Annotated in this window: 26 protein-coding genes; 11 read left to right on the plus strand and 15 right to left on the minus strand. The window is 62.1% G+C overall.

The features are described 5' to 3' along the window. Positions 1 to 2: 2 nt before the first annotated feature. Complete coding sequence (locus OU993_RS02155) at positions 3 to 1,619, minus strand: helicase HerA-like C-terminal domain-containing protein (RefSeq protein ID WP_268154536.1); 1,617 nt, start codon at positions 1,617 to 1,619, stop codon at positions 3 to 5. A 121-nt stretch (positions 1,620 to 1,740) separates the two neighbouring features. Here OU993_RS02155 and OU993_RS02160 point away from each other — a divergent pair, with 121 nt between their 5' ends. From OU993_RS02160 to OU993_RS02170, 3 genes are all read left to right on the plus strand, one after another. Further along, on the plus strand, positions 1,741 to 2,730 hold the full coding sequence (locus tag OU993_RS02160; RefSeq protein ID WP_268154538.1) for a YihY/virulence factor BrkB family protein: 990 nt from the start codon (positions 1,741 to 1,743) through the stop codon (positions 2,728 to 2,730). A 197-nt stretch (positions 2,731 to 2,927) separates the two neighbouring features. After that, positions 2,928 to 3,317 carry a hypothetical protein gene (locus tag OU993_RS02165; protein WP_268154540.1) on the plus strand — a complete coding sequence of 130 codons (390 nt, stop codon included), beginning with the start codon at positions 2,928 to 2,930 and terminating at the stop codon, positions 3,315 to 3,317. 391 nt (positions 3,318 to 3,708) lie between these two features. Next, positions 3,709 to 4,692 (plus strand): ribose-phosphate diphosphokinase, encoded by a 984-nt coding sequence (locus OU993_RS02170; RefSeq protein ID WP_268154542.1) that lies wholly within the window; start codon positions 3,709 to 3,711, stop codon positions 4,690 to 4,692. Positions 4,693 to 4,902: 210 nt separating this feature from the next. Here the strand turns inward: OU993_RS02170 and OU993_RS02175 are convergent, their stop codons facing one another. Further along, positions 4,903 to 5,508: a nucleotidyltransferase domain-containing protein gene (locus tag OU993_RS02175; RefSeq protein ID WP_268154544.1), complete on the minus strand. Its 606-nt coding sequence runs from the start codon at positions 5,506 to 5,508 to the stop codon at positions 4,903 to 4,905. A gap of 403 nt (positions 5,509 to 5,911) precedes the next feature. Between OU993_RS02175 and OU993_RS02180 the strand changes: the two genes are divergently transcribed. The 4 genes from OU993_RS02180 (at position 5,912) to OU993_RS02195 (ending at position 8,780) form a co-directional block, all read left to right on the plus strand. Continuing rightward, entirely contained in the window at positions 5,912 to 6,115 is a 204-nt protein-coding gene (locus tag OU993_RS02180; protein ID WP_268154546.1) for a hypothetical protein, read from the plus strand. Beyond that, positions 6,112 to 6,564, plus strand: coding sequence for a GNAT family N-acetyltransferase (locus OU993_RS02185; protein WP_268154548.1), 453 nt, complete (start codon positions 6,112 to 6,114; stop codon positions 6,562 to 6,564). Before OU993_RS02180 ends, OU993_RS02185 begins: the two co-directional genes overlap by 4 nt. 39 nt (positions 6,565 to 6,603) lie before the next feature. Next, positions 6,604 to 7,062, plus strand: coding sequence for a nuclear transport factor 2 family protein (locus tag OU993_RS02190; protein WP_268154550.1), 459 nt, complete (start codon positions 6,604 to 6,606; stop codon positions 7,060 to 7,062). 305 nt (positions 7,063 to 7,367) lie between these two features. Then, positions 7,368 to 8,780, plus strand: a complete 1,413-nt coding sequence (locus OU993_RS02195; protein ID WP_268157465.1) for a D-alanyl-D-alanine carboxypeptidase — start codon at positions 7,368 to 7,370, stop codon at positions 8,778 to 8,780. 50 nt (positions 8,781 to 8,830) lie between these two features. Here the strand turns inward: OU993_RS02195 and OU993_RS02200 are convergent, their stop codons facing one another. The 9 genes from OU993_RS02200 to OU993_RS02240 form a co-directional block, all read right to left on the minus strand. Further along, positions 8,831 to 9,514, minus strand: a complete 684-nt coding sequence (locus OU993_RS02200; RefSeq protein ID WP_268154552.1) for an NYN domain-containing protein — start codon at positions 9,512 to 9,514, stop codon at positions 8,831 to 8,833. 177 nt (positions 9,515 to 9,691) lie between these two features. Then, the gene (locus OU993_RS02205; RefSeq protein ID WP_268154554.1) at positions 9,692 to 10,402 is read right to left on the minus strand and encodes a L,D-transpeptidase; all 711 of its coding nucleotides are present in this window, start codon (positions 10,400 to 10,402) and stop codon (positions 9,692 to 9,694) included. Positions 10,403 to 10,561: 159 nt separating this feature from the next. Further along, a complete protein-coding gene (locus tag OU993_RS02210) occupies positions 10,562 to 11,386 on the minus strand; it encodes a L,D-transpeptidase (RefSeq protein ID WP_442792857.1) in 825 nt (274 codons plus the stop codon). 76 nt (positions 11,387 to 11,462) lie between these two features. Beyond that, positions 11,463 to 12,377 carry an alpha/beta hydrolase family protein gene (locus OU993_RS02215; RefSeq protein WP_268154556.1) on the minus strand — a complete coding sequence of 305 codons (915 nt, stop codon included), beginning with the start codon at positions 12,375 to 12,377 and terminating at the stop codon, positions 11,463 to 11,465. Positions 12,378 to 12,574: 197 nt separating this feature from the next. After that, positions 12,575 to 12,817, minus strand: a complete 243-nt coding sequence (locus OU993_RS02220) for a hypothetical protein (RefSeq protein ID WP_268154558.1) — start codon at positions 12,815 to 12,817, stop codon at positions 12,575 to 12,577. Between the two features lie 2 nt (positions 12,818 to 12,819). Beyond that, entirely contained in the window at positions 12,820 to 13,254 is a 435-nt protein-coding gene (locus OU993_RS02225; protein WP_268154560.1) for a putative toxin-antitoxin system toxin component, PIN family, read from the minus strand. A 33-nt stretch (positions 13,255 to 13,287) separates the two neighbouring features. After that, complete coding sequence (locus OU993_RS02230) at positions 13,288 to 14,919, minus strand: cisplatin damage response ATP-dependent DNA ligase (protein ID WP_268154562.1); 1,632 nt, start codon at positions 14,917 to 14,919, stop codon at positions 13,288 to 13,290. A gap of 476 nt (positions 14,920 to 15,395) precedes the next feature. Then, positions 15,396 to 16,406: a ligase-associated DNA damage response exonuclease gene (locus tag OU993_RS02235; protein WP_268154564.1), complete on the minus strand. Its 1,011-nt coding sequence runs from the start codon at positions 16,404 to 16,406 to the stop codon at positions 15,396 to 15,398. 45 nt (positions 16,407 to 16,451) lie between these two features. Beyond that, positions 16,452 to 17,957, minus strand: coding sequence for an MDR family MFS transporter (locus OU993_RS02240; RefSeq protein WP_268154566.1), 1,506 nt, complete (start codon positions 17,955 to 17,957; stop codon positions 16,452 to 16,454). Between the two features lie 114 nt (positions 17,958 to 18,071). Here OU993_RS02240 and OU993_RS02245 point away from each other — a divergent pair, with 114 nt between their 5' ends. Further along, entirely contained in the window at positions 18,072 to 18,590 is a 519-nt protein-coding gene (locus OU993_RS02245) for a MarR family winged helix-turn-helix transcriptional regulator (RefSeq protein ID WP_268154567.1), read from the plus strand. A gap of 15 nt (positions 18,591 to 18,605) precedes the next feature. Here OU993_RS02245 and OU993_RS02250 read toward each other — a convergent pair whose 3' ends face one another. Further along, entirely contained in the window at positions 18,606 to 20,132 is a 1,527-nt protein-coding gene (locus OU993_RS02250) for a diguanylate cyclase domain-containing protein (protein WP_268154569.1), read from the minus strand. A gap of 249 nt (positions 20,133 to 20,381) precedes the next feature. Here OU993_RS02250 and OU993_RS02255 point away from each other — a divergent pair, with 249 nt between their 5' ends. Both OU993_RS02255 and OU993_RS02260 read left to right on the plus strand, forming a co-directional pair. Next, entirely contained in the window at positions 20,382 to 21,764 is a 1,383-nt protein-coding gene (locus OU993_RS02255; RefSeq protein ID WP_268154571.1) for a TIGR03808 family TAT-translocated repetitive protein, read from the plus strand. A gap of 111 nt (positions 21,765 to 21,875) precedes the next feature. Then, complete coding sequence (locus OU993_RS02260; protein ID WP_268154573.1) at positions 21,876 to 22,541, plus strand: glutathione S-transferase family protein; 666 nt, start codon at positions 21,876 to 21,878, stop codon at positions 22,539 to 22,541. Here OU993_RS02260 and OU993_RS02265 read toward each other — a convergent pair. Further along, positions 22,489 to 23,124 carry a DUF2087 domain-containing protein gene (locus tag OU993_RS02265; protein ID WP_268154575.1) on the minus strand — a complete coding sequence of 212 codons (636 nt, stop codon included), beginning with the start codon at positions 23,122 to 23,124 and terminating at the stop codon, positions 22,489 to 22,491. The genes OU993_RS02260 and OU993_RS02265 overlap by 53 nt on opposite strands. Before the next feature lie 168 nt (positions 23,125 to 23,292). Beyond that, positions 23,293 to 24,216: a LysR substrate-binding domain-containing protein gene (locus OU993_RS02270; protein ID WP_268154577.1), complete on the minus strand. Its 924-nt coding sequence runs from the start codon at positions 24,214 to 24,216 to the stop codon at positions 23,293 to 23,295. Positions 24,217 to 24,316: 100 nt separating this feature from the next. Here OU993_RS02270 and OU993_RS02275 point away from each other — a divergent pair, with 100 nt between their 5' ends. After that, positions 24,317 to 24,529 carry a hypothetical protein gene (locus OU993_RS02275; RefSeq protein WP_268154579.1) on the plus strand — a complete coding sequence of 71 codons (213 nt, stop codon included), beginning with the start codon at positions 24,317 to 24,319 and terminating at the stop codon, positions 24,527 to 24,529. Between the two features lie 22 nt (positions 24,530 to 24,551). On the opposite strand, the gene OU993_RS02280 is transcribed toward OU993_RS02275, so the two are convergent. Beyond that, positions 24,552 to 25,175, minus strand: coding sequence for a glutathione S-transferase family protein (locus tag OU993_RS02280; RefSeq protein ID WP_268154581.1), 624 nt, complete (start codon positions 25,173 to 25,175; stop codon positions 24,552 to 24,554). Positions 25,176 to 25,221: the final 46 nt, after the last annotated feature.

The raw sequence follows: 25,221 nt of genomic DNA on the forward strand, positions 1-25,221 counted from the left end.
CGCTACCGCTTCAAACTCCCCAAAATCCCCCGCACGAGCGCCCGGCCGAGCTGGTTGGCGACCGAGGTGGCGACGGAACGGGCGGCACTTTTCATTGCCGCTTCGATCACCGTTTCGCGCTGGTAACCGGAGCTTCTGCCGGCGGGGGCACGTTTCCGCTGCGGCTCTTCGCCCAGCACCTCGTCTGCCGCATCGCCAAAACCGGGGAGCGACCAGCGGCCGGCGGCGCTGTCGGCCTTGCGGGTCGGCTGGGTGTCTTCACGCTCGTCCGGCGCCTCCACTTCGGCGCGGCGCGGCACGGCGCCTTTCGCCGCTTTTTCGGCGCGCGCCATCAGGATCTCGAAGGCGGATTCGCGGTCGATATCCTCGTCATACTGGCCGGCCACGGGGCTGGTATTGATCAGCTTGCGGCGCTCCTCGTCCGTCAGCGGCCCGATGCGGCCCGACGGCGGGCGGATCAAGGTGCGTTCCACCATGGAGGGCGCGCCCTTGCCTTCCAGCGTCGAAACCAGCGCCTCGCCGGTGCCGAGCAGCGTGATCGCCTCGTCGGTCTTGAAATCCGGATTGGGGCGGAAGGTATCGGCCGCCGTTTTTACCGCTTTCTGTTCGCGCGGCGTATAGGCGCGCAGCGCGTGCTGCACCCGGTTGCCGAGCTGGGCAAGCACGGTTTCCGGCACGTCGAGCGGGTTCTGGGTGATGAAATAGACGCCGACCCCCTTGGAGCGGATCAGGCGCACCACCTGCTCGACGCGCTCCAGGAGCACCTTCGGCGCCTCGGAGAACAGAAGATGCGCCTCGTCAAAAAAGAAGACGAGCCGCGGTTTGTCCGGATCGCCAACTTCCGGCAGCTCCTCGAACAGTTCCGACAGGAGCCAGAGCAGGAAGGTGGCGTAAAGCCTCGGGTTCATCATCAGCCGGTCGGCGGCGAGCACGGAAATCACACCGCGGCCATCGGTGCTGGTGCGCATGATGTCCGTGATCTTCAGCGCCGGTTCGCCGAAGAAATGTTCGGCCCCCTGCTGTTCCAGCACGAGCAGGCCGCGCTGCAGCGAGCCGACGGAGGCTTTTGAGACAAAACCGTAACGCTGGGAGATTTCGCCGGCATGTTCGCCCATATAGGTGAGCAGCGCCTGCAGGTCTTTCAGGTCAAGCAGCGGCAGGCCGCCTTCGTCGGCGATCTTGAAGGCGATGTTCAGCACGCCCTCCTGCGCCTCCGTCGCATCCATCAGCCGGGCGAGCAGAAGCGGCCCCATTTCGGCGACGGTCGAGCGGACGCGGTGGCCCTTTTCGCCATAAAGATCCCAGAAGATCGTCGGATAGGCGGCATTGTCGTAGTCGGCGAACTCAATCTGTTCAGCGCGCTTCAGCAGAAAATCCTTCGGCTCGCCGATTGCGGCAATGCCGGAGAGGTCGCCCTTGATGTCGGAGCAGAAGACCGGCACGCCGGCCTCCGAAAAGCCTTCGGCCAACACCTGCAGCGTCACCGTTTTGCCGGTGCCGGTGGCGCCGGTAACGAGGCCATGCCGGTTGCCGAATTTCAGGCTCAAGAATTCCGGCTTCTTCAGCGTATCGTCCGGATTTCGGCTTCCGCCAATGAAGAGTTTTCCCGCCTCTGCCATGCAACCGCCCTTCCTTCAATTCGTTTGCATTTATGCGCATATAAGGCCCCCTGTATAGGCCGGGGCCGGAGGATCGGCAATTGCAACATCGCCCGCTGGAGGCGAATGCAGGAGAGACGGCATGGCAGAGGCGGCAGAGACAACAAGGACGGCAGCGCCCGGCTCGGACCGGCGTGGACGGGAGGCGGATCGCCCGCGCGATATCCCGGCCAAGGGGCTGAAGGATGTGTTCTGGCGCGTATTTGCCGCCGTGCAGGAGGACCGGGTGATGCTGGTGGCGGCCGGAGTGACCTTTTATCTGCTGCTGTCGATCTTCCCCGCCATGACGGCGCTGGTATCCCTCTACGGCTTCTTCGCCGATCCGGCGACGATTTCCGAACGGCTGTCCTTTCTCAACCAGATCATGCCTTCCGAAGGGCTCGACATCTTCTTCGGCCAGTTGCAGACGCTGGCCGGCGAAAAACGCAGCGCCCTCAGCTTCGGTCTGATCTTCGGTCTGGCGATTGCGCTGTGGAGCGCCAACAATGGCGTGAAGGCGCTGTTCGAGGCAATGAACATCGCTTATGGCGAGGACGAAAAGCGCAGTTTTCTGCGCCTCAACCTCGTCTCCTTCGCGTTTACGCTCGGCGGGCTGATCGGGCTCATCATCCTCGTCATCGGGCTTGGCGTGATCCCGGCGATCATTGCACTCGTCAATCTCGGCGGCATGGCCGAAACGGTGCTGACCGTGCTGCGCTGGCCGGTGCTTCTGGTGCTGATCGCCTTCGGCATCACGCTGCTCTACCGCTATGGCCCGAGCCGCGAACAGGCAAAACTCAGCTGGGTGACCTGGGGTTCTGCCACGGCCGCGATCCTCTGGCTGATCGGTTCGCTCGGCGTGTCGTATTACCTGTCCAACATTGCCAATTACAACGCGACCTATGGCACGCTCGGCGCGCTGATCGGCTTTCTGTTCTGGACCTGGATTTCGTCCATCATCGTCATTTTCGGCGCCGAGGTGAATGCGGAACTGGAGCACCAGACGGCGCGCGACAGCACGACCGGGCCGGAACAGCCGATGGGACAACGCGGCGCCTATATGGCCGACACTCTCGGCAAGGCATCGGACTGACCTCTTCCCGGCCCTCACCCGCCCTTTGCTGCAGAGACGGCTGCAGATCCCGCGCCGGCCAATCAGTCGCCGCGGTGCCATGTACTTTTCACCGTAAAATGTTAGGCAGGACCAAAAGCCGGCCCACGCTTGCGGCTTGCATCCGGGCGGCGATTTATTTACTTTGACGTTAACGTCAAAAACCTGAGGAGAGTTTGATGAACGATCTCGTAAGCCGCGTTGCGGACAATGTCGGCATTTCCCCCGAGGTTGCCGAAAAGGCTGTCGGCATGATGCTGGGCTTCTTGCAGCGCGAAGCCGATGACGGCGCGGTCGCCCGCATGATCGAAGCCATTCCCGGTGCCCCGGAACTGGTGGCAAAATTCAACGGCGAAGGCGCCGGCGGCGGCGGCCTTCTGGGCGGCCTGATGGCCAGCTTCGGCGGCGGCGTCATGGCGCTCGGCCAGCAGCTGATGGCGCAAGGGCTCGGCATGGGCGAGATCACCGCGCTTGCCCGCGAAACCATCGCCGTTGCCCGCGAACATGCCGGCGCAGAAACCGTGGACGAGGTTGTCAATTCCGTGCCGGGTCTTTCCCAGTTCGTGTGACGCGAAGCCCGGGCTGCCAGATGCTGTCCCTTGGCCTTCCACACGATGAGCCGGACCCGTCGAGGGTCCGGCCATAGACGGATGTTTGGGTAACACCCGTCGCAACCATGCTGCGCCTTTGCGACTTGGTTTCGCGGACGATACGTCCAGCGGCAGTTTCGATTTACTTGGGGGATGCCTAAAGGCGAAACGTCCGGCTTGCGCTTTCATGTCGGTCATACAGGCCCTACTGACACACACCTGAAAGCAGACACGCCAACGGCACGTCTCCTGTGCGCCATTGGCGGACATGGCTGGAAAGCACCGAAAGCTCGCGGCAAACCCGGTCCGCAAGGCTTGACTATGACAGGGGCAACCATCATAAGCCGGATAGTTATTGGGGGAGGTTCCGTTGAACCAGATAGCCATCTTCAGCGGCAGTGCCCATCCCGAACTTGCGAAGGAAATCTGTTCCCATCTCGGCGTGCCGTTGCATCCGGTGCGGACCAAGCGCTTCTCCAACGATTGCCTTGAAGTCCAGCTGCAGGCCAATTGCCGGGAGCAGGATGTCTTTATCGTGCAACCGCTCAGCGCGCCGGTTCAGGAAAACCTGATCGAGCTGCTCTTGATGCTCGATGCTGCGCGTGGTGCGTCGGCTTCGCGCATTACGGCAGTCATTCCACATTTTTCCTATGCCCGCTCCGACAAGAAGGACGCTCCGAGGATTTCCATCGGCGGTCGGCTGGTCGCAGATCTGCTGGTGACGGCAGGTGCCAACCGCGTGCTCACCATGACGCTGCATTCCCCGCAGGTACACGGCTTTTTCAGCGTGCCCGTCGATCAACTCCATGCCCTGGGCGAGCTTGCCAATCATTTCTTCCGTTATGATCTCACCAGAGCCGTCGTCGTTTCTCCCGACCTTGGTAATGCCAAGAATGCGGCCGCCTTTGCCAAGCGCCTGAATGTGCCTGTCGCCGCCGGTGCCAAGGAACGGGTGAGCGATACCCAAGTGCGCATCTCGGCACTGATAGGGGATATCCGCAATCGCGACGTCATCGTGCTCGATGACGAGATCGCCAGCGGCGGCTCCATTCTTGAACTGCTGCAGCATCTGCGCGCCCATGGTGCTCGCACCATCCGGATCGCCACCACGCACGGAATTCTCGCTGGCTCGGCCGTTGCCCGGCTTGCCGCGGAACCGGACGTGCTGGAGATCGTCTGCACCAACACCGTGCCAATCGCTGCCGAAAAGCGGCTGCCCAAGCTGACCGTGTTATCTGTCGCACCCGCTCTCGCCGAAGCCATGCGCCGGATCAATTCGGGCGATTCCGTCAGCGCGCTTCTGGCCGAGGACATTGCTCCGGCCCGGGCAATCGCTGCGTCTCAAAGCAATTGAAGTCAGCTTTTTCTCAGCCTGCAGGACTTGACCCGGTCTCAGGTAATGCAGACGTCATATCCGCAAAGGACCAGGAACCGTCAGTCGCCCAGCACCAACACTGACATTGTGGCTGCCGCAAAACTCCCTACTCTGCGACGTCGCCAAGGCCAGAAAAGCGAGAATAACTTTAACTGGGATTTCGCGACAGATCGTCAGCCAGGTAGAAGGTCAGCCGGATTGAAGCTCGTCAGTCCAGACATGTCCTGGATGCAGCATCTCCAACCATCCACGAAGGGCGGATTTTTCATCGGATTCCAAGCGAGGTAGGGCATTGCGGAAGTCCCCGTGATCTTTGTCGCGGACGTGCTTGGCCTTGAAGAGCAGGACGATATGCGGTGCCAGATATCGGATGCCGCCGGCTGTTGCGCGTATGGCTTCGCTTCGCGGCAAGGAGAAAGATGGATCACGCTTGTAGACCCACATATCCGGCGATCCCCGATCGACCATCATGTCGACGCGCCAGCGCCCGGCGCCAATGTCCGCACCCCACTGCTGCCAAACATCCGTGGGCAGTGGTTCTACGAGGGGGAGATGGTCAAGTTTGCCATCCTTCACTGTGAAGAACTCCAGATCCGACAGGGCGCCGCGATAGCGTTGAGCCTGGCAGGCAAGCACCGAGAACTCCAAGTCTTCATGCGCACGGGTCAGCTCGCCGTGCCAAAGGTCCAGGGCCCAGCCGCCCACGATGTACCAGTCGGTTTTAGACACGCCGAGACGAGCGAACAACTCATCCGGGGACCATGGTTCCCAAGCATCATCTGGCGGTGGCTGCATTGAGGCATTGCTCCTGATTGGACAAGAACGCCTGATACGTGAGCTGACCCCCATGTTCAATGGCGGCTTCGGGCCGATAGCCCCATGGCTTTGATGCGCCGAAAGACGACATGTTCATGAGCATCGAAAAAGGTGGTTTTGATCCTCGTTTCTGGCGTTCGGGAACTTTTCTCTTTCCGAAAATCGGATACTTGCGTCGCTCAGTAATTTACATTGGCCTACCGTTATGCATAGATCACGATCATGAGCACGCAGCGTAACATCGCCGTCAATAACAATGGCCCCTTTGGGGTCGTGGATGGCGTGTGCGCATTTTAGCGTAGCTCACTGATCATCACAGCCCTGCCGGTTTCGGAAGGGCTTCAGGTTTTGGCTTTTCCTCCCGGCTTTTTCGGCGAAAGTCATGTCTGATATTTTGTGGTTAAGCCATCCAGCCATAGCCGATCTGTCCCATTGCATTGGGCATCGCGTTACAACTCATGGATTTGTCGATGCCATTCGCGACCAAAAGCGGATGCGTTTAATCGTGATGCGCGACAAGACAGGAAAGGTTCAACTCGGTCAAAGCAAAGAAGGTTCAGCGCTGACAGAGGTGGAATTCGGATGATGGGCGACCGTGATGCTGTTGTGGTTAGGCAGATTGTAGAGCTGCCCGACCGGCTTGATCAATTGCTGCTAGAGGCGGAGGCAGAAGGCTTCGAGATGATTTCTGTCCTTCAAGACGAATGGCGCAGCGGGGCCAATCGCTTTGAGCGCTCAGGGGAAATTCTAGCTCTTGCCACAATCGATGGTGAGGTCGCCGGTATTGGCGGCGTGACACAGGATTTCATGGATAGCGGTTGGCTGCGTATGAGGCGGTTCTACGTTCGGCCAGCCTATCGAAGGCTAGGGGTTGGCAGACAGATCGCGTTGTTTGTTCTTGAACATGCGAAAGCTTTCGATCGCCCGATCGTACTTTATACCGCAGGCCCAGAGGCGGAAGCATTCTGGCCAACGATTGGATTTACCCCAATTGAGCGCGATAACACGACCCATATCTTTCGTGGCAAGCAATGACCGCTTCGGGCCGACGGCCGTCATGGCGAAGAAGCGCCATTGGCGGACATCGAACCGTCGATGTATCTGATGTATCATCGTGCTGTCACAACGATGGTTGGAGCTTTCATGTCATTCACAGAACCCGACGCTGATCTTTTTTACAGCTTGGAAACTAGCCTCCATCGTCCCGATACAAGGATGTCGCCCCAACAAGTCTCAGACCTTCTGGCCGATGAGTTTTTTGAATTCGGGAAATCGGGTCGGGTCTATAACAAGCAGATCACGGTTGATGCACTCGCGAGCGAAGGCTCGTCGGGATCAAGCATTGTGCCGCAGGTAGCCGACTTCTCTGTCACCTCGCTCTCAAGCGACGTGGTCCTGGTGACTTATCGAAGCATTCGCGTTGCAGACGAAGCGTCAAGAAACTTCGAAACTCTTCGTAGCTCGATCTGGAAACTGGGTTCGGGCCGGTGGCAGATGGTTTTTCATCAGGGAACGCCTATCCCGCAAGAATGACCGGTTTGGGCCGATAGAAGACGTTCACCTCTTGTCGCAAACCACCGCCTTGCATCACACGCCCGTGCCGCAACGGGGCTCGCCACCGGCCTCTCGCCGGTTCCGGCATCGGTTGGGACGTCGTCTCAAAATCCCGCCGCATCCCTTTGGCAAGACATCATTAACTACAATTTTAAAAATTAAACTTGTGACTAATTTTCCGCCCCAGTCGTCCGTTATCTTAAAACGGTAACACGGATTTCGGGGATTTGGGGATGACTGAGACGACGGGCGGGGTTTTCCGCCACGCCGCCGCACTAGCGCTGATGATGGGCGTTTGGCTGTTTGCGCTCGAGGCGAAGGCCGGTTACGCGGATTTCATACTGGACGTCAATTCGGGCAAGGTTTTGCAGGCGACCAATGCCGACGAGTTGAACCATCCGGCATCGCTCACCAAGATGATGACGCTCTACATGGTGTTCGAGGCGCTGCGCGACGGCCGCCTGAAGTGGGACCAGCAGATCGTCATGTCCGCCAACGGCGCCCGCACCATTCCCATGAAACTCGGCATTCGCCAGAGCCAGACCTATACGGTGCGCGAAGCCGTCTACGGCATGATCGTGCGCTCGGCAAATGACGTGGCAGAAGGCATCGGTGACCATCTCTACGGCTCGGAGGAACGGTTTGGCGCCGCGATGACGGCGAAAGCCCGCCAGCTCGGCATGAGCCGCACGGTCTTTCGCAACGGTTCCGGCCTGCCCGACAGCCGGCAGGTGACGACGGCGCGCGACATGGCACGGCTGGGCCTGGCGCTGATGCGCGATTTTCCCCGCGAATATCAGCTGTTTTCCACCGCAAGCTTCAATTTCCGCGGCAAGACATTGCGCGGCCACAACAATCTCATGTACCGCTACAAGGGCATGGACGGCATCAAGACCGGCTTTACCAATGCCAGCGGCTTCAACCTCGTCAGCGCCGTCAACGACAATGGCCGCCGGGTGATCGGCGTCGTGCTGGGCGGCAAAAGCGCCCGCAGCCGCGATGCCCGCATGGCCGAACTCCTGGACGAGGCGATGCCGAAGGCCGCCACCCGCAGCGGCACGCTGATGGCGGCGCTACGCCCTGCGCCGCAGCCGATCTTTCCCCAGGCCGCACCGCAGCGCGCCGACGTGCCGGAACCGGTGATGCGCAGCGAGGTTGATGCGCCGATGGAGCAGCAACCGACACGGGCTCCGAAGCGGCAGGAGGCGAGTTTTCCTGTCGCGCCGCGTCCTCCCGCTTCCGCTGCGCCGGCAATCGCCACCCCTGCCCTACCGCAGCCGGTGATCGCCGATCGCTACACGCCTTCTGTCGCCATGCCGCAGCAGCCGGCCGCCGTCGCCCGGACGCAGGCCGCAGACATGGCGACCCCCGCGCGTTCCTCCGACCTTGCCTATGCGGCAGCGCCGAAAAGTGATGCGCCCCTGCCCTTCAAGATCGTCAGCGCCGCCGGCTGGCGGGTCGAGGTCGGTTCGGCCGGCAACGAAACCGAGGCCATTTCGCTGCTCTCGCGCGCCATGCCGAAACTCGACGGCCGTTTCCAGGGCCTCACCCCCTATACCGATTCCGTGCACGGAAAATCCGGCGCCACCTACCGCGCCCGCTTCTCCGGTTTTTCCGACCAGGCGGCAGCGCTGTCGGCCTGCAAGGTGCTCAAGGCCAGCAGTTTCGCCTGCCAGGTGCTGCCGGCGGGGGGATGACAGGGGCAACTTGCCGGGCAGGTTGTGGCGATATCTTACACAGAACCCAGTCAGCTCCAGCCGGCCGGCCGAACCACGGTCTTGCCGTCAGCGCGCGTCACCTCACTCGGAAACTGTGCCGCCTTCAGATGGTGATCATCAATATAGATCGCGAAGGAACTGACCTGCTTGAGACTGGGAGATGGTATCGGTGCCTGGTTGTGCCGGGCGCGGATCGGAGCGACTATACCGACCTTCTTGCCTGCCTCCTGGATAGCAATCCTGATGGGTTCGACCAGATCGGTATCGTTCGATATAACAAGCGCTACATCGAAGCGATCAAGCAAGGCATCGCGCACAAGATGACTGCCGAGGTTGACGTCACTGCCCTTTTCCTCGACTTTGGCGACCAAGACGGTGCGTGGTGGAGGAACATTCCACACATAGTCAGCAGGCTTTGCTGATGGCGGCTGTATCAGAAAAGCCCATTTCTCACCGAACAAGAAACGCCCATAGTGAATGTCAATCTCTGGGACGGTGTTCAGGGCCGACAAATACACTTGTTGCTTGGCGGGAGCGAGCGGATCGATTTTCGAAGATACGCGCGCCGTATAGTAATTGACGCGCTCAATGACATGCGGAGATTTTACGAGGTTATCGGCAAGAGCTTTCAGATTCAGCCAGCGATGCTGACGCTGCCGTTGCAGCCGCATATGGTAAAAGTTGAACCCATCGACATAGACAAATGTTCGCATGGCTAAATGGGGCCCAGAAAACGCAAAAGCCGCAAGGAAACTCCCTACGGCCTTTGGACTGACAGCACGCTGCCAGTGGGTTCATAGCTGGAATATGGTCAAGGTAACGTCGCATGTCAACCAAGAGGATGGTCAATATGCTCGATGCTACCGAAGCAGGATCCTCTGCTTCCCCCCTTACTGCCACACAATGATCCGTGCCTTGTTCGGCACGCGTTCGTAGAGGTCGATGATGTCCTGGTTCATCAGGCGCACGCAGCCCGACGAGACGGCCTTGCCGATGGAGTTCCATTCGGGATTGCCGTGCAGGCGGTAGAGCGTGTCCTGGCCGTTCTGGAAGATGTAGAGCGCGCGGGCGCCGAGCGGGTTGAGGAGCCCCGGCGGCATGCCGCCATTGGCGGCGGAATATTTGGCGAGTTCCGGCTGGCGGCCGATCATCTCGTCCGGCGGCGTCCATTTCGGCCATTTCTGGCGCCACTGGATGACACCTTCGCCCTGCCAGGCAAACCCCTCGCGGCCGATGCCGACGCCGTAACGCATGGCGGTCTCTCCGCCCGGCTCCACCAGGTAGAGGAAACGCGACTGCGTGTCGACGACGACGGTGCCGGCCGGTTCACCGGTGATGTTGGCGACCCGCTGGCGATAGAAGCGCGGCGGGATCTTCCAGTAGGGCACGGCGGGGATGACAAAACCGCCATCGACCATCTGGCCGTAGGTAGCGTCGAGTTCCGGCGAACGGCCGGTGGGCGGCGCCGGCAGCTGTGGTGCGGCAATGGCGATGGGGCGGAGACCGGGAGGGCCGGAAGAGGCGCAGCCGGCAAGCGTGGAGGCGGTACCGACGGCGAGCAAGCTCAGGAGACGGCGGCGGTTCATAGTGTCTGAAATCATGGGGCCGGGTTTACTTCTTCACTGGAGACGGCGGACGATGGAACGCGAACCAACGGATGGTCCCGACTTTGGTTCCGCAATTGTGGCCAGAAGAAGTATAGGGAGCCTTAATGCGGCGGCCAGGGGCGGCCGCTGCACCTTATCGTGACCCTCGTGTGATCAGATCACCACAATCGGCGTGTTGGAGGGCACGCGGTCGAAGAGATCGATCACGTCCTGGTTCAGCAGGCGCACGCAGCCCGACGAGGTTGCCTTGCCGATCGACTGCCAGTCCGGCGTGCCGTGCACGCGGTAAAGCGTGTCCTTGCCGTCCTTGAAGATGTAGAGCGCGCGCGCACCGAGCGGATTGTTGAGGCCGGGCATGGCGCCGCCCTCAGCGGCGGAAAATTTCGCAAGCTCCGGTTGGCGCTGAACCATCTCGTTCGGCGGCGTCCAGCGCGGCCATTTGGCCTTCCACTGGATCACGCCGCGGCCGGACCAGGAAAAACCGTCGCGGCCGATGCCGACGCCGTAACGGATCGCCTTGCCGTTCGGCTGCACGAGATAGAGGAAGCGCTGCTTGGTATCGACAACGATGGTGCCCGGCGCCTCGTTGGTGCGGTAATCCACCTCCTGGCGCAGATAGCGCGCATCGATGCGCGAATAGGGAATGGCCGGCAGCGTGAAGCCGTCATCGCGGATGCTGGCGTAATAGACCCGATGCACCGGGTTCGACACCGGAATGCCGTAGGTCTGGTGGAACTGCGTCTGGTAGAGGTCGCGTTTCTGCGGAATCGGCTGGCGTTCCGGCACCGGTTGCGGCTGCACCGGCACCTGCGCCGCATAGGCCGGGTTGAGGAAAACGGGTGCCGTTTCCTGCACGAAGACATCCGGGTTCATGCGGCTGGTATCCGTCACCAGGATGCAGCCGGAGAGGCTACCCGCCATCACAGGCAGGGCAAGCAGCTGAACGGTGCGGGACAGATGTCGGGCAATGAGGGTCATGGAGGGACTTCCGGCAGATGACGTCGCCCTGACCATGGCAGTTGCGGCTGGCGCGAGGCTTTCGCGTGCCTGCCGTTTACGCCCCGTGGTGACGGAAGAAGCGGATGCTTTCCTCCACGGCCCCCGGCACGACGCCGTTGTGGGTGCCGGGCAGCAGACGGTGATCGATCGAAACGCCGGCGGAACGGGCACGATCGATCAAGAGCTGGTCATTGGCATCAAAGGGACGTTCCTCGGTGCCGCGCAAAAGCAGCGTCGGGCATTTCAGGCTGGTGCCGAAGCAGACCGAGGAGCGCATGATCAGCTCGCGCTCATTCGACGGATCAAACGGCATCTCCTTGCGGAAGCGGCCGAAATAGCGCCAGGCACTGACGCCGGCCGAAATCGGCGTCGCTGCCTTGAAGGTCCGCGTCATGGCCGAAAGCAAAGCCAGGGTTCCGCCATTGCTGTGGCCGGCAAGAAAGATGCGGTTCTTGTCGATGCCCGGCAGGTTTTCGAGGAATTCGGCAGCGGCCAGCGCATCGGAGGTTTCGTCATAAAAGCCGGAATAATTGCCCGCCTGCCCGTTTTCCCCGCGAAACGAGGGCAACATCGCGACAAAACCCGCCTTCGCATAAGGCATCACCAGTTCCCAGTGCCCGTCCCCGGTGGCATTGCCGCCATGCAGGAAGAGAACCGCCGGCTTCAGCTGTGTTGACGGTTCGTAGTGCGAAACCCAGGCAATCAGCTTCAGGGCGCCATCCTGTCCGCTCGGATAGAGAACCTTGCGCGCACCGGCGGGTTCACCCAGCGGGGGCGCCTGTTCCGGCGAAGGTCCGAAGCGCAGAAGCTTCGTCTGAAAGTGCTTGCGCGCAACGGCATAGTCTTCCGTTTCCAGTGGCGGGACCGCGGGGATCGGAAACGGCGGCGGAGGCTCCTGGGCGCGCACGGCCTGCGGCAGAAGGGCGGCAGCGGCAAGAGACGACATCAGGTGGCGGCGGGAGATTTGCATCACGAACTCAGGCGACTGTGGCGGGAGCGGTGATCCTAACACCGGACGCGCTTGCGGCAAGCGGCTGATGCATCACGCTTTCTCGACTGGCGCCGCCGGTCAGCCGGCAGGACCGGAGAGCCGAGAATGCCCAACAACCCCGCGGCGTATCCTTCCTCGTTCGGCAAAGGCTGTTCGAAGAACGGGTTGGACAGTGGTCAGAACGGCCGTTCGTCCCCGGCGTCCGGATCATCTCCCACAATCTGTTCGAGAATTGCCAAGGCCGCCTCCGGATTTCCCCGCTCGGCCCGCTCACGCATCGACAGAACAGCGCGTCGATGACCGAGCCCTTCGGCGATCAAAGTTCCGAGAAACTGGTTGACGGACACATTTTCCTCCTCGGCGGCTCTGCGCGCCTGGTCAAGAATGTAATCCGGGACCCGAAGCGGATATTGTCCCATGATCAAGCCTCCTTCTGGTAGATGGTCTGCAGGAATTCCTTCGGTGTAATGGCCGATAACCGGTATGGCCGAAGTGCATCCGGCAGGAAATGACTGTCTCTGGTCAGAATGATGGACGCATTCGTCGCCAGCGCGCATTCAATCAGCAAGTCGTCCTTGGGATCGCGCAACACGGGACGAAACCGAAAATACGATTGCCCTCGCCGCGCCCGGACACAAAGAGCATCCAGAATCACATCCACCTGAGCGACCGAAATCTTCGGTGGGGTTCCCAGAACGTCAGGACGCTTGAGCACATCTTCGTATTCGAGAAGAAGCGCCGGAGAGAGGCCGAACGACAGCTTGCCCGCCAGCATTTCCTTCAGCACAAATCCCGACGCGCCCTGCGGAGAGCGGATTGCACTCACCAGAACATTGGTGTCGGCGACGGCCCTCATTGCCTGGCCCCAGGAATGATATCACATATGATATTATGCCTTCGCCTCGACCATGGCAAGCAGCGTCGAGAGGCGGTCTGCGTCGCGCGGCAGTTTGTCGGCGCGCAGGCGGGCGATGCGGGGGAAACGCATGGCCACGCCCGATTTGTGGCGGGAAGAACGGTTGATGCCTTCGAAGGCGACTTCCAGCACAAAACCGAAGCCGGGTTCGGCGCGCACTGCCCGCACCGGGCCGAAACGCTCCACGGTGTTGTCGCGCACGAACTTGTCGAGCACTTCGAGTTCGGCATCGGTAAAACCGAAATAGGCCTTGCCGACCGGCACCAGCATCTCGCCCTCCGGCCCCTCCGTCCAGACACCGAAGGTGAAGTCGGAGTAATAGCTGGAGCGTTTGCCGTGGCCGCGCTGGGCATACATCATCACCGCATCGACATTAAACGGATCGCGTTTCCATTTGAACCAGGGGCCCTTTAGGCGGCCGGCCTGATAGGGACTGTCGGTTCTCTTGATCATCACGCCCTCGATCACCGGATCGGGCGGCGCGAGCCGCAGTTGATCGAGCTCGGCCCAGCTTTCGAAGGCAACCAGCGGCGAGAGATCGAACCGGTCGTGCGGCGCCGTCTCGATCAGACCGGCCAGGCGCGTGCGGCGGTCGAGATAGGTTTGTGTGCGGATGTCCTCATCTCGCTGGAAGAGCAGGTCATAGGCGCGCACGAAGGCGGGATATTCTTCGATGAGCTTCGTGTTGACCGTCTTGCGGTTCAGCCGCTGCTGCAGATCGGAGAAGGTGCGGGTGGCGCTGTTGGACCGCGCCGTGCCGCCGACCAGGAGTTCGCCGTCGATCACGCCCTCAAAGCTGATGGCGTCGATCACATCCGGAAAGGCGGCGGAAATGTCATCGCCGGAGCGGGAATAGAGTTTTCGCGTGCCGCCAAAGGCGGAGATCTGTACGCGAATACCGTCCCATTTCCATTCGGCCGCGTAATCGCGCGGATCGAGTTTCTCGAGGTCGCCGTCTTCGACCGGGTTCGCCAGCATGACCGAATGGAAGATGGCGGGCGTGGCAAGAACCGGCTTCTCCCCCCGGCCCTCCAGCCAGGCGAACAGCGCCGTATAAGGCGGCGTGAGGCCATGCCAGAGGGTTTCAATCTCGGTGACGTCCTTGCCATTTTCGCCGCTCATCTCGGCGAGCGCCTGTTTGGCGAGCCGGGCCGAGACACCGATACGAAGCCCGCCGGTCGCAAGCTTCAGGAAGGCGAAGCGACTGGAGTGATCCAGATGATCGAGCAGGTCGCGCACGGCGGCACGCACCTCGGTGCGGCCGAGCGCATTCATGCGGGTAACGACCTCGGAGAGCCGCGGCTGGGTGTCGGACGGCACACGCTCCTTGGCGCCGCCATCCCAGATCAGCGCGATGGTCTCTGCGAGGTCTCCCACATAATCGTAGGAATACTGGAACAGCACCGGATCGAGCCGCTCCAGCGCCAGCTCCTTCAGAAGTGCTGGCTTGACGCCCTTCAGGTCCAGCGTACCGGCAAGGGCCGCCAGCCCGTAACCGCGATCGGGATCGGGGGTTGTGCGGAAATAATCGGCGAGCAGCGTCAGCTTGGCATTGCGCGCCGGGGTCAGCACCAGCCGGTCGAGGAGTGTGGCGAAGGCTTTCATGGGTGCCTCGCGGTGGAGACGTGCATGGCTGGGAGGGGTGGGATGCCTTGCGCGTCCTGCCCCGGAATACCCCCCTCTGCCCTGCCGGACATCTCCCCCTCAAGGGGGGAGATTGGCTGGGCGCGCTGGCTTCCCGACCCTTGCTCCACCGGGCACAGCCGAACGACGACCGCATGAAGGGCTTGAGGCAGGGCAGTGCCGCGGAACAATCTCCCCCCTTGAGGGGGAGATGTCCGGCAGGCCAGAGGGGGGGTGAACGGCACGGCGCGCACGAAGGCCGAAGCAGGACATGTCCCTCACCCTCTCCCCGCAGGCGGGGAGAGGGAAGGAGACTGCGGCTCCCCCTTCCCTCAATCTTGTCGCTACACGGAGGCATGGATGGGGCAGAGCGCAGGCGGCATCTCTCCTTCTCCCCGCCTGCGGGGAGAAGGTGGCCGGTAGGCCGGATGAGGGGCAGATAGGCACGGCTGGCATCCTCAATCCCCCTCGTCCTCGTAACCCACCAGATGCAGCGGGCGCGCGGCAATGCCGGCAAGTTCGCACCAGCGCACCAGCGCCTCCTCGCGGCCATGGGTGACCCAGACTTGCGATGGCGAAATCTCCCGGATCGTCTCCAGAAGTTCCGGCCAGTCGCAGTGATCGGAAATCACGAGCGGCAGTTCGACGCCGCCTTGTTTGGCGCGCTGGCGCACCATCATCCAGCCTGAGGCGAAGGATATCAGCGGTTCGTTGAAGCGGCGCGCCCAGCGGTCCTGGAAGGCCGACGGTGGGCCGACGACGATTGCGCCGTGGAAGGCGGCCGGATCCTTTTTTTCCAGCGTCGCCGACCTCAGCTCACCGAGATCAATGCCTTGCGAGACATAATAATCGCAGAGTTTCGACAGCGCGCCGTGGATGAAGATCGGTTTGTCGTAACCACAATCGCGGATCAGCCGGATCACGCGCTGTGCCTTGCCAAGCGCGTAAGCGCCGACGAGATGGGTGCGCTCGGGAAACTGGGCGATCGAGGCCAGAAGTTTTCCGGTTTCCGCCTTCGGGTCCGGGTGGTGGAAGACCGGCAGGCCGAAGGTGGCTTCCGTGATGAAGACATCGCAGGCGACCGGCTCGAAGGGGGCGCAGGTGGGGTCGACGCCACGCTTGTAATCGCCGGAGACGACGATGCGGGTGCCGGCCTTCTGAAGCGCGATCTGCGCCGAGCCCAGCACATGACCCGCCGGATGGAAGGAGACGGCGACACCGCCGACATCAATGACCTCGCCGAAGGCGGCGGCCTGCCTCGATCCGGCAAAATCCTCGCCGTAGCGCAGCGCCATGATGTCGAGCGTCTGGCGGGTGGCGAGCACCTGGCCGTGGCCGGCGCGGGCATGGTCGGAATGGCCATGGGTGATCAAGGCACGGGCGACCGGGCGCACGGGATCGACATAAAAATCGCCGACCGGGCAATAGAGCCCGGCAGGCGTTGGATAAAGCAGCGCCTCAGGTTTCATGTCCCTGAAGATAGGCGGAAATTTCCGCTTTGAAAGAGCGGCGTCTCAGGCCTTCGGAACGGTCGCCATCGGCAGGCGTTTCGGCTTCAGCATCAGTGCGGCGATGAGGCCGACGATGGCCAGACCGGCTGCCGTCAGGAACATCGGTTCGAAGGCGTTGGCATAGGCATCGGCAATGGCAAGCCGTGCCGCGTCCGGCAGTTTCGACAGCTGGTCCGGCGTCAGGGTGGCGACATTCTCGACGCCGGAGACGCTGACCCCGTGCATGAAAGCGGTGATGACGGCGCCGTAGATGGAGATGGCAATGGCAGCGCCCCCCATCCGCGTCAGCGTGACCGCACCGGTTGCCGAACCGACATCGGCGCGGGGCACGGCGTTCTGCACGCCGATGACCGGTCCCTGCTGGCCAAGACCAACGGAGAGACCCTGCAGCAGCATGACGAGACCAACCACGACAAGCGAGGTTCCCGCATGCAATTGCGAGAAGATCAGCAGCGTCACGACATTCATCACCAGGCCCGCGACGACGAAGGGTTTGTAGCGGCCGGTAATCGAGATCAGCCGTCCGGCCGAGAGCGAACCGATAACGATGCCGCCGGTGACGGGGATGAAGAACAGGCCGGCCTCCGTCGGCGACAGACCGGTCGTCGTCTGCAGGAAAAGCGCGAAATAGTTGACCATGCCGATCGCCACGCCGCCGGTCATCAGCGACACGACGAGGAAGAGCGAGAAGGTGGAATCCTTGAACAGGCGCAGCGGAATGATCGGTTCCGGGGCACGGCGTTCCACCGCGATCCAGCCGAGAACCGCCAGGACGCCGATCGCCAGCACCAGAAAACTCTGCCAGGAGAAAAGCGAACCGAACAACGACAGACCATCGGTCAGAAGCACGACCGCGGTGCTGGCCAGTGCCAGAAGCACGGCGCCCATGTAATCGATCTTCGGCTGGCGTGCCGGCCGCCGGTTCGGCAGCAGGAACACAAGGCCCGCCAGAACGAGCAGACCGATCGGCAGGTTGACGAGGAAGATCGAACGCCAGCCAAACAGGTCGCTGAGCGTGCCGCCGATCGTCGGTCCGACTGTGCCCGACGCCATGATGACGAGCGAGGAATAACTCTGGTAACGGGCGCGTTCGCGCGGTTCGAACAGGTCGGCATTCACAGAGAAGATCGACACCATGATGCCGCCGCCGCCAAGCCCCTGGAAGACGCGGGCGGCAATCAGGCTGTCCATCGACCAGGCGAGCCCGCAGAGCAGCGAACCGATGGTGAAGATGGTGACGGCGGTGATCATTACATATTTGCGGCCGAACAGATCGCCGAGCTTGCCATAGACCGGCATCACCGCGCTGGTGGCCAGCAGATAGGCCGAGCCGACCCAGCCGAAACGCTCGAAGGCGCCAAACTCGCCGACAATGGTCGGAAGTGCGGTCGACACGATCTGATTGTCGAGCGTTGCCATGAACATGGCGGTCATCAGGAAAAGAAAGATGGTCAGTCGCAGGCGCGGATTGCTGACGAGCGGCTGAAACGTGTGGGGCGACATATCCATGGGAGGCATCCTGCGTTTCCCGGTTTATGTGCCTTCCGCATATAATTGTCAATCGCATCTTGATGCGCTATGCAGAGACTTGCGTAACGCGCGGGAGTCGCGTTAGGAGGGCACATGAGAGCCGAACCGAACCTGCCGCGGAACGAAGAAGCGGCGACAGAAGAGACCGTCCGTATCGGCGACAGCATGACGCGCATGCGCGTGATGATGGGAAGGCGCGTGATCGGCAAGATGGCGATTGCCCGGGCGGCCCCCGGCCTCGACCTGTCGCAACTCGACATCCTGTATGTGGTCCGCCGTATCGAGATCGAAGGCGGCGAGGCAACGGTCGGCGCGATCGCCGAGGCGATGCGGCTCGATCCGTCGCGCGGCAGCCGGATCGTCGCGGACCTCGTGTCGCTGAACCTCCTGCGCCGCCAGGCCTGCCAGAACGACGGCCGTCGCTCCATCCTCAAGCTGACGGACAAGGGCGAGGAACTGCTGGAAGAGATCCGCGCCGTCAAACACAGCATTGTCGAACAGGCGACCAGCGACTGGAGCGACGAGGAAAGGCTCTTTTTCGCACAGTCGTTTTCCCGCTTCATGGACGGGATCGAACGCGTGTATCTTTCGGTGGACAAGGCCGACGGGTAACCGCCCTTGCCGCGCTCAGACGACCAGCGGAATGCTGGAGCGTGCAACTTCCAGCGTATCGCGTCCATGCGCCTTGGCCTCGTACATGGCCCGGTCGGCGCAGGCGAGCAGTTCTTCGGGTGTCGCGCCATCGCGCGGGAAAAAGGCAACGCCCATGCTACAGGTGGCATGGACCGAGGCTCCCTCCACCTCCATCGGCGCGCAAAGGCCCGCCCGCAATTCCCTCAGCCGTCGCAGGATGCCCGCCTCGTCCTGGGTGGCGTTGCTGAAGACGATGGCGAACTCGTCGCCGCCGAGGCGCACGACGAGATCGGTGGCGCGGATGGAGTTGACCATCCGGGTGGCGAGGATCTTCAGCACCTCATCACCGGCGGCATGCCCCAAAACGTCGTTGACCTGTTTGAAATTGTCGAGATCGATATAGGCGACCGTCACGCATCGGTGCTCGCGCCGTGCCTCGTGCAGCGCACGGCTGAACTGCGGCCAGAAGAGTGCCCGGTTCGGCAGTCCCGTCAACGGATCGTGATGCGCCATGTGGCGGATACGCTCCTCGCTGCGGGCCCGTTCGACGGCAATGCCGGCGAGATCGGTCGCCATGCAGGTGATCTCCAGTTCGCGCTGCGTCGGCTCGCGGACTTCACCGGAATAAAGGGCGAAGGTGCCCAGCACTTCCCGGTCGGTGCTCAGAATGGGTGTCGACCAGCAGGAGCGCAGACCGAAGACGAGCGCGATCTCGCGGAAATTCGACCAGAGCGGATCCGTTTCGATGTCACGGACGATGACGGGGCTGCGCCGCCAGGCGGCGGTACCGCAGGAACCGACGCGCGGTCCGATTTCGACACCGTCCACGATGCGGGTATAAGCGAGCGGAAGATCCGGAGCCGCGCCGTGGCGCAGATGATTGCCGTCGTCATCCATCAGCAGGAAGGAGGCGACGACATCGTCGAGCTGCTGCTGGACCAGCCGACAGATTGCATCGAGGATGACGGAAAGCGGTTTGCCCCGCGCCACCATTTCCAGCACGGATGCCTGCTCGCGACGCAATCCCTCCTGGCGCTTGCGTTCGGTGATATCGCGCGACATGCTGATGAGGCCGACCACCTGTCCATCCACATTGCGCAACGGCGTGCGTGTCGTCAGAAGCCAGATCTCGCGGCCATCGGCCAACCGGGCCAGCTCTTCCTGTTCGTGGGCCTGCCCCAGCGACATCAGTTGCTGCTCCAGCAGGAAACGTTCTTCGGCCACCTCATCGGTCATGACGTCGAAGACGGTCTTGCCAAAAATCTCGGAGATCTGTTGGGCACCGGCAATCGACAGCACGGCGGCATTGGCAAACACGAAGCGGCCACGGCGATCCTTGATCGACAGCCATTCGGGGAACTGGTCCATCAGCGATTTGGCGTCGAGCGACTGGATGACGAGCGCGCTGTCGCCATCATCGATATCGGAGGCCGTGGCGATCTTCAGGAGACGCCGGCGCAGCAATGCCAGAGGATCGGACCCCTTCTGGGCAGCCAATCGACCGGTGGTGGCATCAGTCATTGAGCCTCTCCTCATGCCAAGAACGGCTTCTGTGAAGCCGATCCGTCACCAAACATTCTGTCTGGCCTCCTGAGCCTGGAGACTAGTCCTGAGCCCCCGCTACTCAAGTAAGACATCCGTAGAATTGCCCCACTTCGCTTAAAAAAGCTTATCGATTTGTCATCGCCTGCTGCAAATTTCGATGCCACGCAGACGGCAACGTTTCAAAAGGGCACAAAAATCTGGCACATTTCCTGCAGGTTGCACGGCATGACAAATACCAGCGCCATTTCCAGACGCCAGATTCTGCTGTTTGCCGGGCTTGCAACGACGGGAGTGATTCGTCCCGTTGCCGCAGCACCGCGTGCGCCGCTTGCCGAGGGTGAGTTGCGCGGCTCGCTGCAGGCCGCCCAATTCGACATCACCCCGGAGGCCCGCGACGTCAGCGGCCGCAAGTTCCGCAAGATCCTGGCGAAGGCGGCGGCGGAGAACAAACCGGTCTTCCTGCCACCCGGCACCTATCCGATCTCCAACCTCGACCTGCCGGACAATGTGCGCCTCACCGGCGTGCCGGGCGCCTCGCGCCTGCTCTATACCGGTGAGGGCTACATGCTGCGGGCGGAAGGCCTGCGCCGGGCCGAGATCAGCAATATCGTCATCGATGGCGGCAATGGCTGGCTTTCGGACCAGACCGCCGGGCTTTTTGCAGCACGCGCGGTCTCCGAACTCATCATCGAGAACTGCGACATCATCGGCGCATCGAAGACGGCGCTGCATCTGGAACGCTCGAGCGCCCGTATCGAGGGGAACCGGATTTCCGGTGCCGCCGATTATGCACTTTATGCCGTCGAAGGCCGCACCTCCTCGGTCACCAACAACCGGGTCAGCAATTGCGGCAATGGCGGCATCCTGATCCATCGCTGGACAAAGGGTGCCGACGGCACGCAGGTGACGGGCAACCGGGTGACCGATATCGGCGCACGCAGCGGCGGCACCGGCCCCTTCGGCAATGCCATCAATATTTTCCGCGCCGATGACGTGATGGTGGCGAACAACCACATTCGCGGTTCGGCCTTTTCCGCCATCCGCGCCAATGCCGCATCGAATGTGATGATTGCCAGCAACCAGTGCCTCGCCTCCGGCGAAACGGCGATCTATTCCGAATTCGGTTTCGAGGGCGCGCTGGTGACCGGCAATCTGGTCGATGGCGCGGCGAACGGCATCTCCGTCGTCAATTTCGACACGGGCGGCCGGCTGGCGACGATCGCCAACAATATCGTGCGCAACATCACCGACCAGGGCCCTTACGTGCATGACAATGTCGGTTTCGGTTTCGGCATCAGCGCGGAGGCGGATGCCGCCGTCAGCGGCAACGTGATCGAAAACATCGCCCGGTTCGGCATGCTGGCCGGTTGGGGGCCTTATCTGCGCAATCTCTCGATCAGCGGCAATATCGTGCGCCGCGCGGCCACCGGCATGGCGGTCTCGGTGGTGGAGGATGCCGGCCAGGCGCTGATTGCCAACAACCTGTTCGACGAGACGCCGAAAGGCGCCATCATCGGTTATCGCTGGCATGATGCGGCGACGACCGATCTGGTGGAGGGGTCCAGCCGCTACCGGCACCTGACGATCTCCGGCAACCGGCGCGCCTGAGCCTTGCGCGTACATCAGAAAATTTCATGGATCATGGCAGCGGAACGCGCTTTTCGTGCTGCCGCCGGATGATTACGGTCTGCCCATCGCATTCCATGGGAGAGACCTGTCATGCTGACCATCTACGGCGCCTATCGCTCGCGCGCGACCCGCAATCTCTGGCTTGCCGGCGAACTCGGCATTCCCTTCACGCATGTGCCCGTGGTCCAGGCGAAACGGCTTGACGACCCGCTGGCGCCAGACGCGCCGATCAACACGCTGTCACCCGCCTTTCTCGCCATCAACCCGATGGGCTCGATCCCCTCGATCGAGGATGACGGCGTCATCGTGCATGAATCGCTCGCCATCAACCTCTACCTCGCCAAAAAATATGGCGGCGCGCTCGGCCCGCAGGATCTTTCCGAAGATGCCGCCATGATGCAGTGGGCGCTGTTTGCCGTGACGGAAATCGAGGCCAATGCGCTGAAGATTTCCTATGCGTCGCTGGGTGAACCGACGGACGAGACGAAGGCGGTGATCGAGGTCGCCGCCCGCAGCCTCAAACGTCCCTTCGACGTGCTGGAACAGCACCTGACGGGCAAGACCTATATGATCGGCGAACGTTTTACCGTCGCCGATATCAACCTGGCCGAGATCGTGCGTTACGCCCAGTCGCATGCGCCGCTGTTTGACGCGCGGCCGGCGCTGAAGGCCTGGCTGGAGCGGGTGCAGGCCCGCCCCGCCTTCAAGGCGATGTGGGAGAAGCGGCTGGCGGAACCGGCGACGGGTCCCGTCTAAGTCCGGGCCGGTTCGACAGCCGGGGCGGCACCGCTGCCCTGACGCGCTCGGCGAGATGGCGGATGAGGTTTGCCGCTTCCGGAGGCGGGCGCGTTTCGATGCGCCGGTAGATGCGGCAGTCCGCCGAGCGGGACACCATGCCCCAGTCGATCAGCTCGCGGCGGATCAGCACATGATCGCCAAAGCCGTTAAAGCGTTTGAGGATCTCGTTGACCTCCCGTTCGGCCAAATCCCGGCGGGCCGGGATCTGCGCCCAGCACCACCAGAGCGCCAGCTTCTGCTGCGAGGTCTTTTTCGGCCAGCGGGCCATGACGCCGCTTCCATCGAAACAGCGCAGCACCTGCTCGATCTTCCTGTGATCGACGGGCTCCGGTTCTGCCGGGACCTGCGGCGCCTCCAGCCGAACGGCGGCGCTTTGCGAGGCCTTCAGGTGCTGGAAATTGCGGAAACCGGCGCCGCGCGCGATGATGTTCAAAAGTTCCACATGGCTCGGCCGTGTGTCCCGCGCCTCAAGCTCGCGGCGCAGCGTCTTCGCCAGCGCCGAAATATCGGGAATCGTCAGTACATGCACGTCTTTCGACATTGTTTCGTCCTCGAATGCGTGCCGAAAATGCTGTCGGTGGTCACCGTCTTCCGACCCGGCACGAAGGAAAAAACCAGTCGTGTGTGCGGGATGATATGGCAGGTTTAGCTCCCGATGAAACCATCGGGCGGTGACGCCTGGGTGAACTGCGGACCCTTGCGCCGATGGTTAGCGCCGCAGCGCCCGTTCGTCAAGCGCCGCCCAATCGGCCATCGCCTCCTCGAGTTCCTGCCTGAGCCAGGCTTCGAACATCGCAACCTTGGCCGGACGCCGCGCACCGGCACGGGTGACGAGATAATGGCCCATGCCGGTTGCCGCCTCGATGGCAAAAGGCATTACGAGGCAGTGCTGGCCAAGCGCCGAGAGCGCCAGCAGCCGCCAGGCGAGCATGACCCCCTGCCCGGCAATCGCCGCCTCCAGCGCGAGCGCGGCCTCGTTGAACACATGGCGCGGTTTGATCTCGTGTCCCGCAAGGCCGGCCTCGGCCAGCCAGACATCCCAGGAGAACATGGCCTGCCCATCCAGAAGGACGGGCAGTTTCAGGAGATCGGCGGGCTGGCGGAGGTCGCGCGCCAAAGAGGGGGCGCAGACCGGAAAGACCGTCTGCGGCAACAGCAGGTCAGCCTCGACACCCGGCCAGTTGCCGCGGCCGATACGGATACCGACATCGACATTGTCGCGGGCGAAATCGACGAGCCGCGCGGTGGCATCGAGCCGCAGGCGCAGTTCCGGATGGCGGGCGGTGAAACGGTCGATGCGCGGCAGGATGAACCGCGAGGCAAAGACCGGCGCGACCGAGACGGTGAGCAGCGTATCATCCGGCTGGCGGCCGATCGCAACCGCCTCCGACAATGCCTGGAACCCCTGCCCCAACCGGGCGATCAGCGCATCTGCCCCTTCCACCGGCACGAGACCCTTCGGCGTGCGGGCAAAGACGGCCCGACCGAGCTGCGCCTCCGCCTTGATGACCTGCTGGCTGACCGCACCGATGGTGACCCCCAGTTCTTCGGCTGCCGCCTGCAACGAGCCGAGGCGGGCAACGCTTTCCAGCGCCCGTAAGCCGTTAAGATGCACGCGATTGAGGTTCTGCATATAGATTTTCTACATCAGGCGCCTGATTTCATCAATTGAAGATCGCAGCAAATCCGGCAATGAAGAAGCCGCAAATAAAACCTATTTGCGAGGTGCCGACATGGCCATCATCAGACTTCTTCGCCAGTTTTTCGACTGGGCGATGCGTGAGGAACCCGAATTTTCGGAGGATCCTCTGCAACATCCTGAACTTCGACAGATGGATGGACGGGCGCTGGCCGATTTGCCGCTCGGCGCCTGCGAGGCGCCGGCCTTGCCGGACGCACCCCAGGCCGCGGCGCGTACGGCACCGCAGCTGTCTCGTTGCGCCTGAAGAAAAACTTCAGGCGCCTTTGTCAGGACGCGGCCTCGTCGGCCAGCGCCTTTTCGACCGAGGCACGCGCCAGCATGCGCTCGTAATGCGCCTTCACCCGCGGGAATTCGGCGATATCCACGCCATCCCCCTTCAGCCAGCTCGACATGACAAACAGATAGGGATCGGCGATCGAATAATCCTCGCCCATGACGAAGGGGCCGATGAGCATGTCATCCTCGATCAGGCGATAGGCATCGCGCATGGTTTGCGGCACCTTGCGCTTCATGTCCTCGATGGCGGTCGGTTCATCCGCCCAGCGGGTGGCGCGCCGGCCATGGGCATGGTTCACATGCACGGTCGAAGCGAGGAAGCTGTTGAAGCCCTGCAGCTTCGCAAGCGTGAAGGGATCATCGAGCGGCGCGAGCTTCCGGTCCGGCGCCATCTGTGCCAGAAAAAGCAGGATGGCGGTGGTTTCGGTGAGCGTGCCCCGATCGGTCACCAGCGCCGGCACGCGGCCCTTCGGGTTGACCTTCAGGTATTCGGCGGACTGCTGCTCGTTCTCGGCAAATTTCAGCCGGCGCAGCTGATACGGAAGGCCGGAATCGATGATGGCGATATGGGCGGCGAGCGAACAGGCACCGGGCGAAAAGAAGAGCGTGTACATGGGTTTCCTCCTGAAATCTGTTTCCAGGCGTACCCCATTTCGACGC

This window comes from Rhizobium sp. SL86 (assembly GCF_026672545.1).
Lineage (GTDB): Bacteria > Pseudomonadota > Alphaproteobacteria > Rhizobiales > Rhizobiaceae > Neorhizobium.

Bases quoted from the DNA above. Each gene is read 5' to 3' on its own strand.
- OU993_RS02155 (WP_268154536.1), bottom strand. From the start codon at position 1,619: ATGGCAGAGGCGGGAAAACTCTTCATTGGCGGAAGCCGAAATCCGGAC.
- OU993_RS02160 (WP_268154538.1), top strand. From the start codon at position 1,741: ATGGCAGAGGCGGCAGAGACAACAAGGACGGCAGCGCCCGGCTCGGAC.
- OU993_RS02165 (WP_268154540.1), top strand. From the start codon at position 2,928: ATGAACGATCTCGTAAGCCGCGTTGCGGACAATGTCGGCATTTCCCCC.
- OU993_RS02175 (WP_268154544.1), bottom strand. From the start codon at position 5,508: ATGCAGCCACCGCCAGATGATGCTTGGGAACCATGGTCCCCGGATGAG.
- OU993_RS02180 (WP_268154546.1), top strand. From the start codon at position 5,912: ATGTCTGATATTTTGTGGTTAAGCCATCCAGCCATAGCCGATCTGTCC.
- OU993_RS02185 (WP_268154548.1), top strand. From the start codon at position 6,112: ATGATGGGCGACCGTGATGCTGTTGTGGTTAGGCAGATTGTAGAGCTG.
- OU993_RS02195 (WP_268157465.1), top strand. From the start codon at position 7,368: ATGATGGGCGTTTGGCTGTTTGCGCTCGAGGCGAAGGCCGGTTACGCG.
- OU993_RS02200 (WP_268154552.1), bottom strand. From the start codon at position 9,514: ATGCGAACATTTGTCTATGTCGATGGGTTCAACTTTTACCATATGCGG.
- OU993_RS02205 (WP_268154554.1), bottom strand. From the start codon at position 10,402: ATGATTTCAGACACTATGAACCGCCGCCGTCTCCTGAGCTTGCTCGCC.
- OU993_RS02210 (WP_442792857.1), bottom strand. From the start codon at position 11,386: ATGACCCTCATTGCCCGACATCTGTCCCGCACCGTTCAGCTGCTTGCC.
- OU993_RS02215 (WP_268154556.1), bottom strand. From the start codon at position 12,377: ATGCAAATCTCCCGCCGCCACCTGATGTCGTCTCTTGCCGCTGCCGCC.
- OU993_RS02220 (WP_268154558.1), bottom strand. From the start codon at position 12,817: ATGGGACAATATCCGCTTCGGGTCCCGGATTACATTCTTGACCAGGCG.
- OU993_RS02225 (WP_268154560.1), bottom strand. From the start codon at position 13,254: ATGAGGGCCGTCGCCGACACCAATGTTCTGGTGAGTGCAATCCGCTCT.
- OU993_RS02230 (WP_268154562.1), bottom strand. From the start codon at position 14,919: ATGAAAGCCTTCGCCACACTCCTCGACCGGCTGGTGCTGACCCCGGCG.
- OU993_RS02235 (WP_268154564.1), bottom strand. From the start codon at position 16,406: ATGAAACCTGAGGCGCTGCTTTATCCAACGCCTGCCGGGCTCTATTGC.
- OU993_RS02240 (WP_268154566.1), bottom strand. From the start codon at position 17,957: ATGGATATGTCGCCCCACACGTTTCAGCCGCTCGTCAGCAATCCGCGC.
- OU993_RS02245 (WP_268154567.1), top strand. From the start codon at position 18,072: ATGAGAGCCGAACCGAACCTGCCGCGGAACGAAGAAGCGGCGACAGAA.
- OU993_RS02250 (WP_268154569.1), bottom strand. From the start codon at position 20,132: ATGACTGATGCCACCACCGGTCGATTGGCTGCCCAGAAGGGGTCCGAT.
- OU993_RS02255 (WP_268154571.1), top strand. From the start codon at position 20,382: ATGACAAATACCAGCGCCATTTCCAGACGCCAGATTCTGCTGTTTGCC.
- OU993_RS02260 (WP_268154573.1), top strand. From the start codon at position 21,876: ATGCTGACCATCTACGGCGCCTATCGCTCGCGCGCGACCCGCAATCTC.
- OU993_RS02265 (WP_268154575.1), bottom strand. From the start codon at position 23,124: ATGTCGAAAGACGTGCATGTACTGACGATTCCCGATATTTCGGCGCTG.
- OU993_RS02270 (WP_268154577.1), bottom strand. From the start codon at position 24,216: ATGCAGAACCTCAATCGCGTGCATCTTAACGGCTTACGGGCGCTGGAA.
- OU993_RS02275 (WP_268154579.1), top strand. From the start codon at position 24,317: ATGGCCATCATCAGACTTCTTCGCCAGTTTTTCGACTGGGCGATGCGT.
- OU993_RS02280 (WP_268154581.1), bottom strand. From the start codon at position 25,175: ATGTACACGCTCTTCTTTTCGCCCGGTGCCTGTTCGCTCGCCGCCCAT.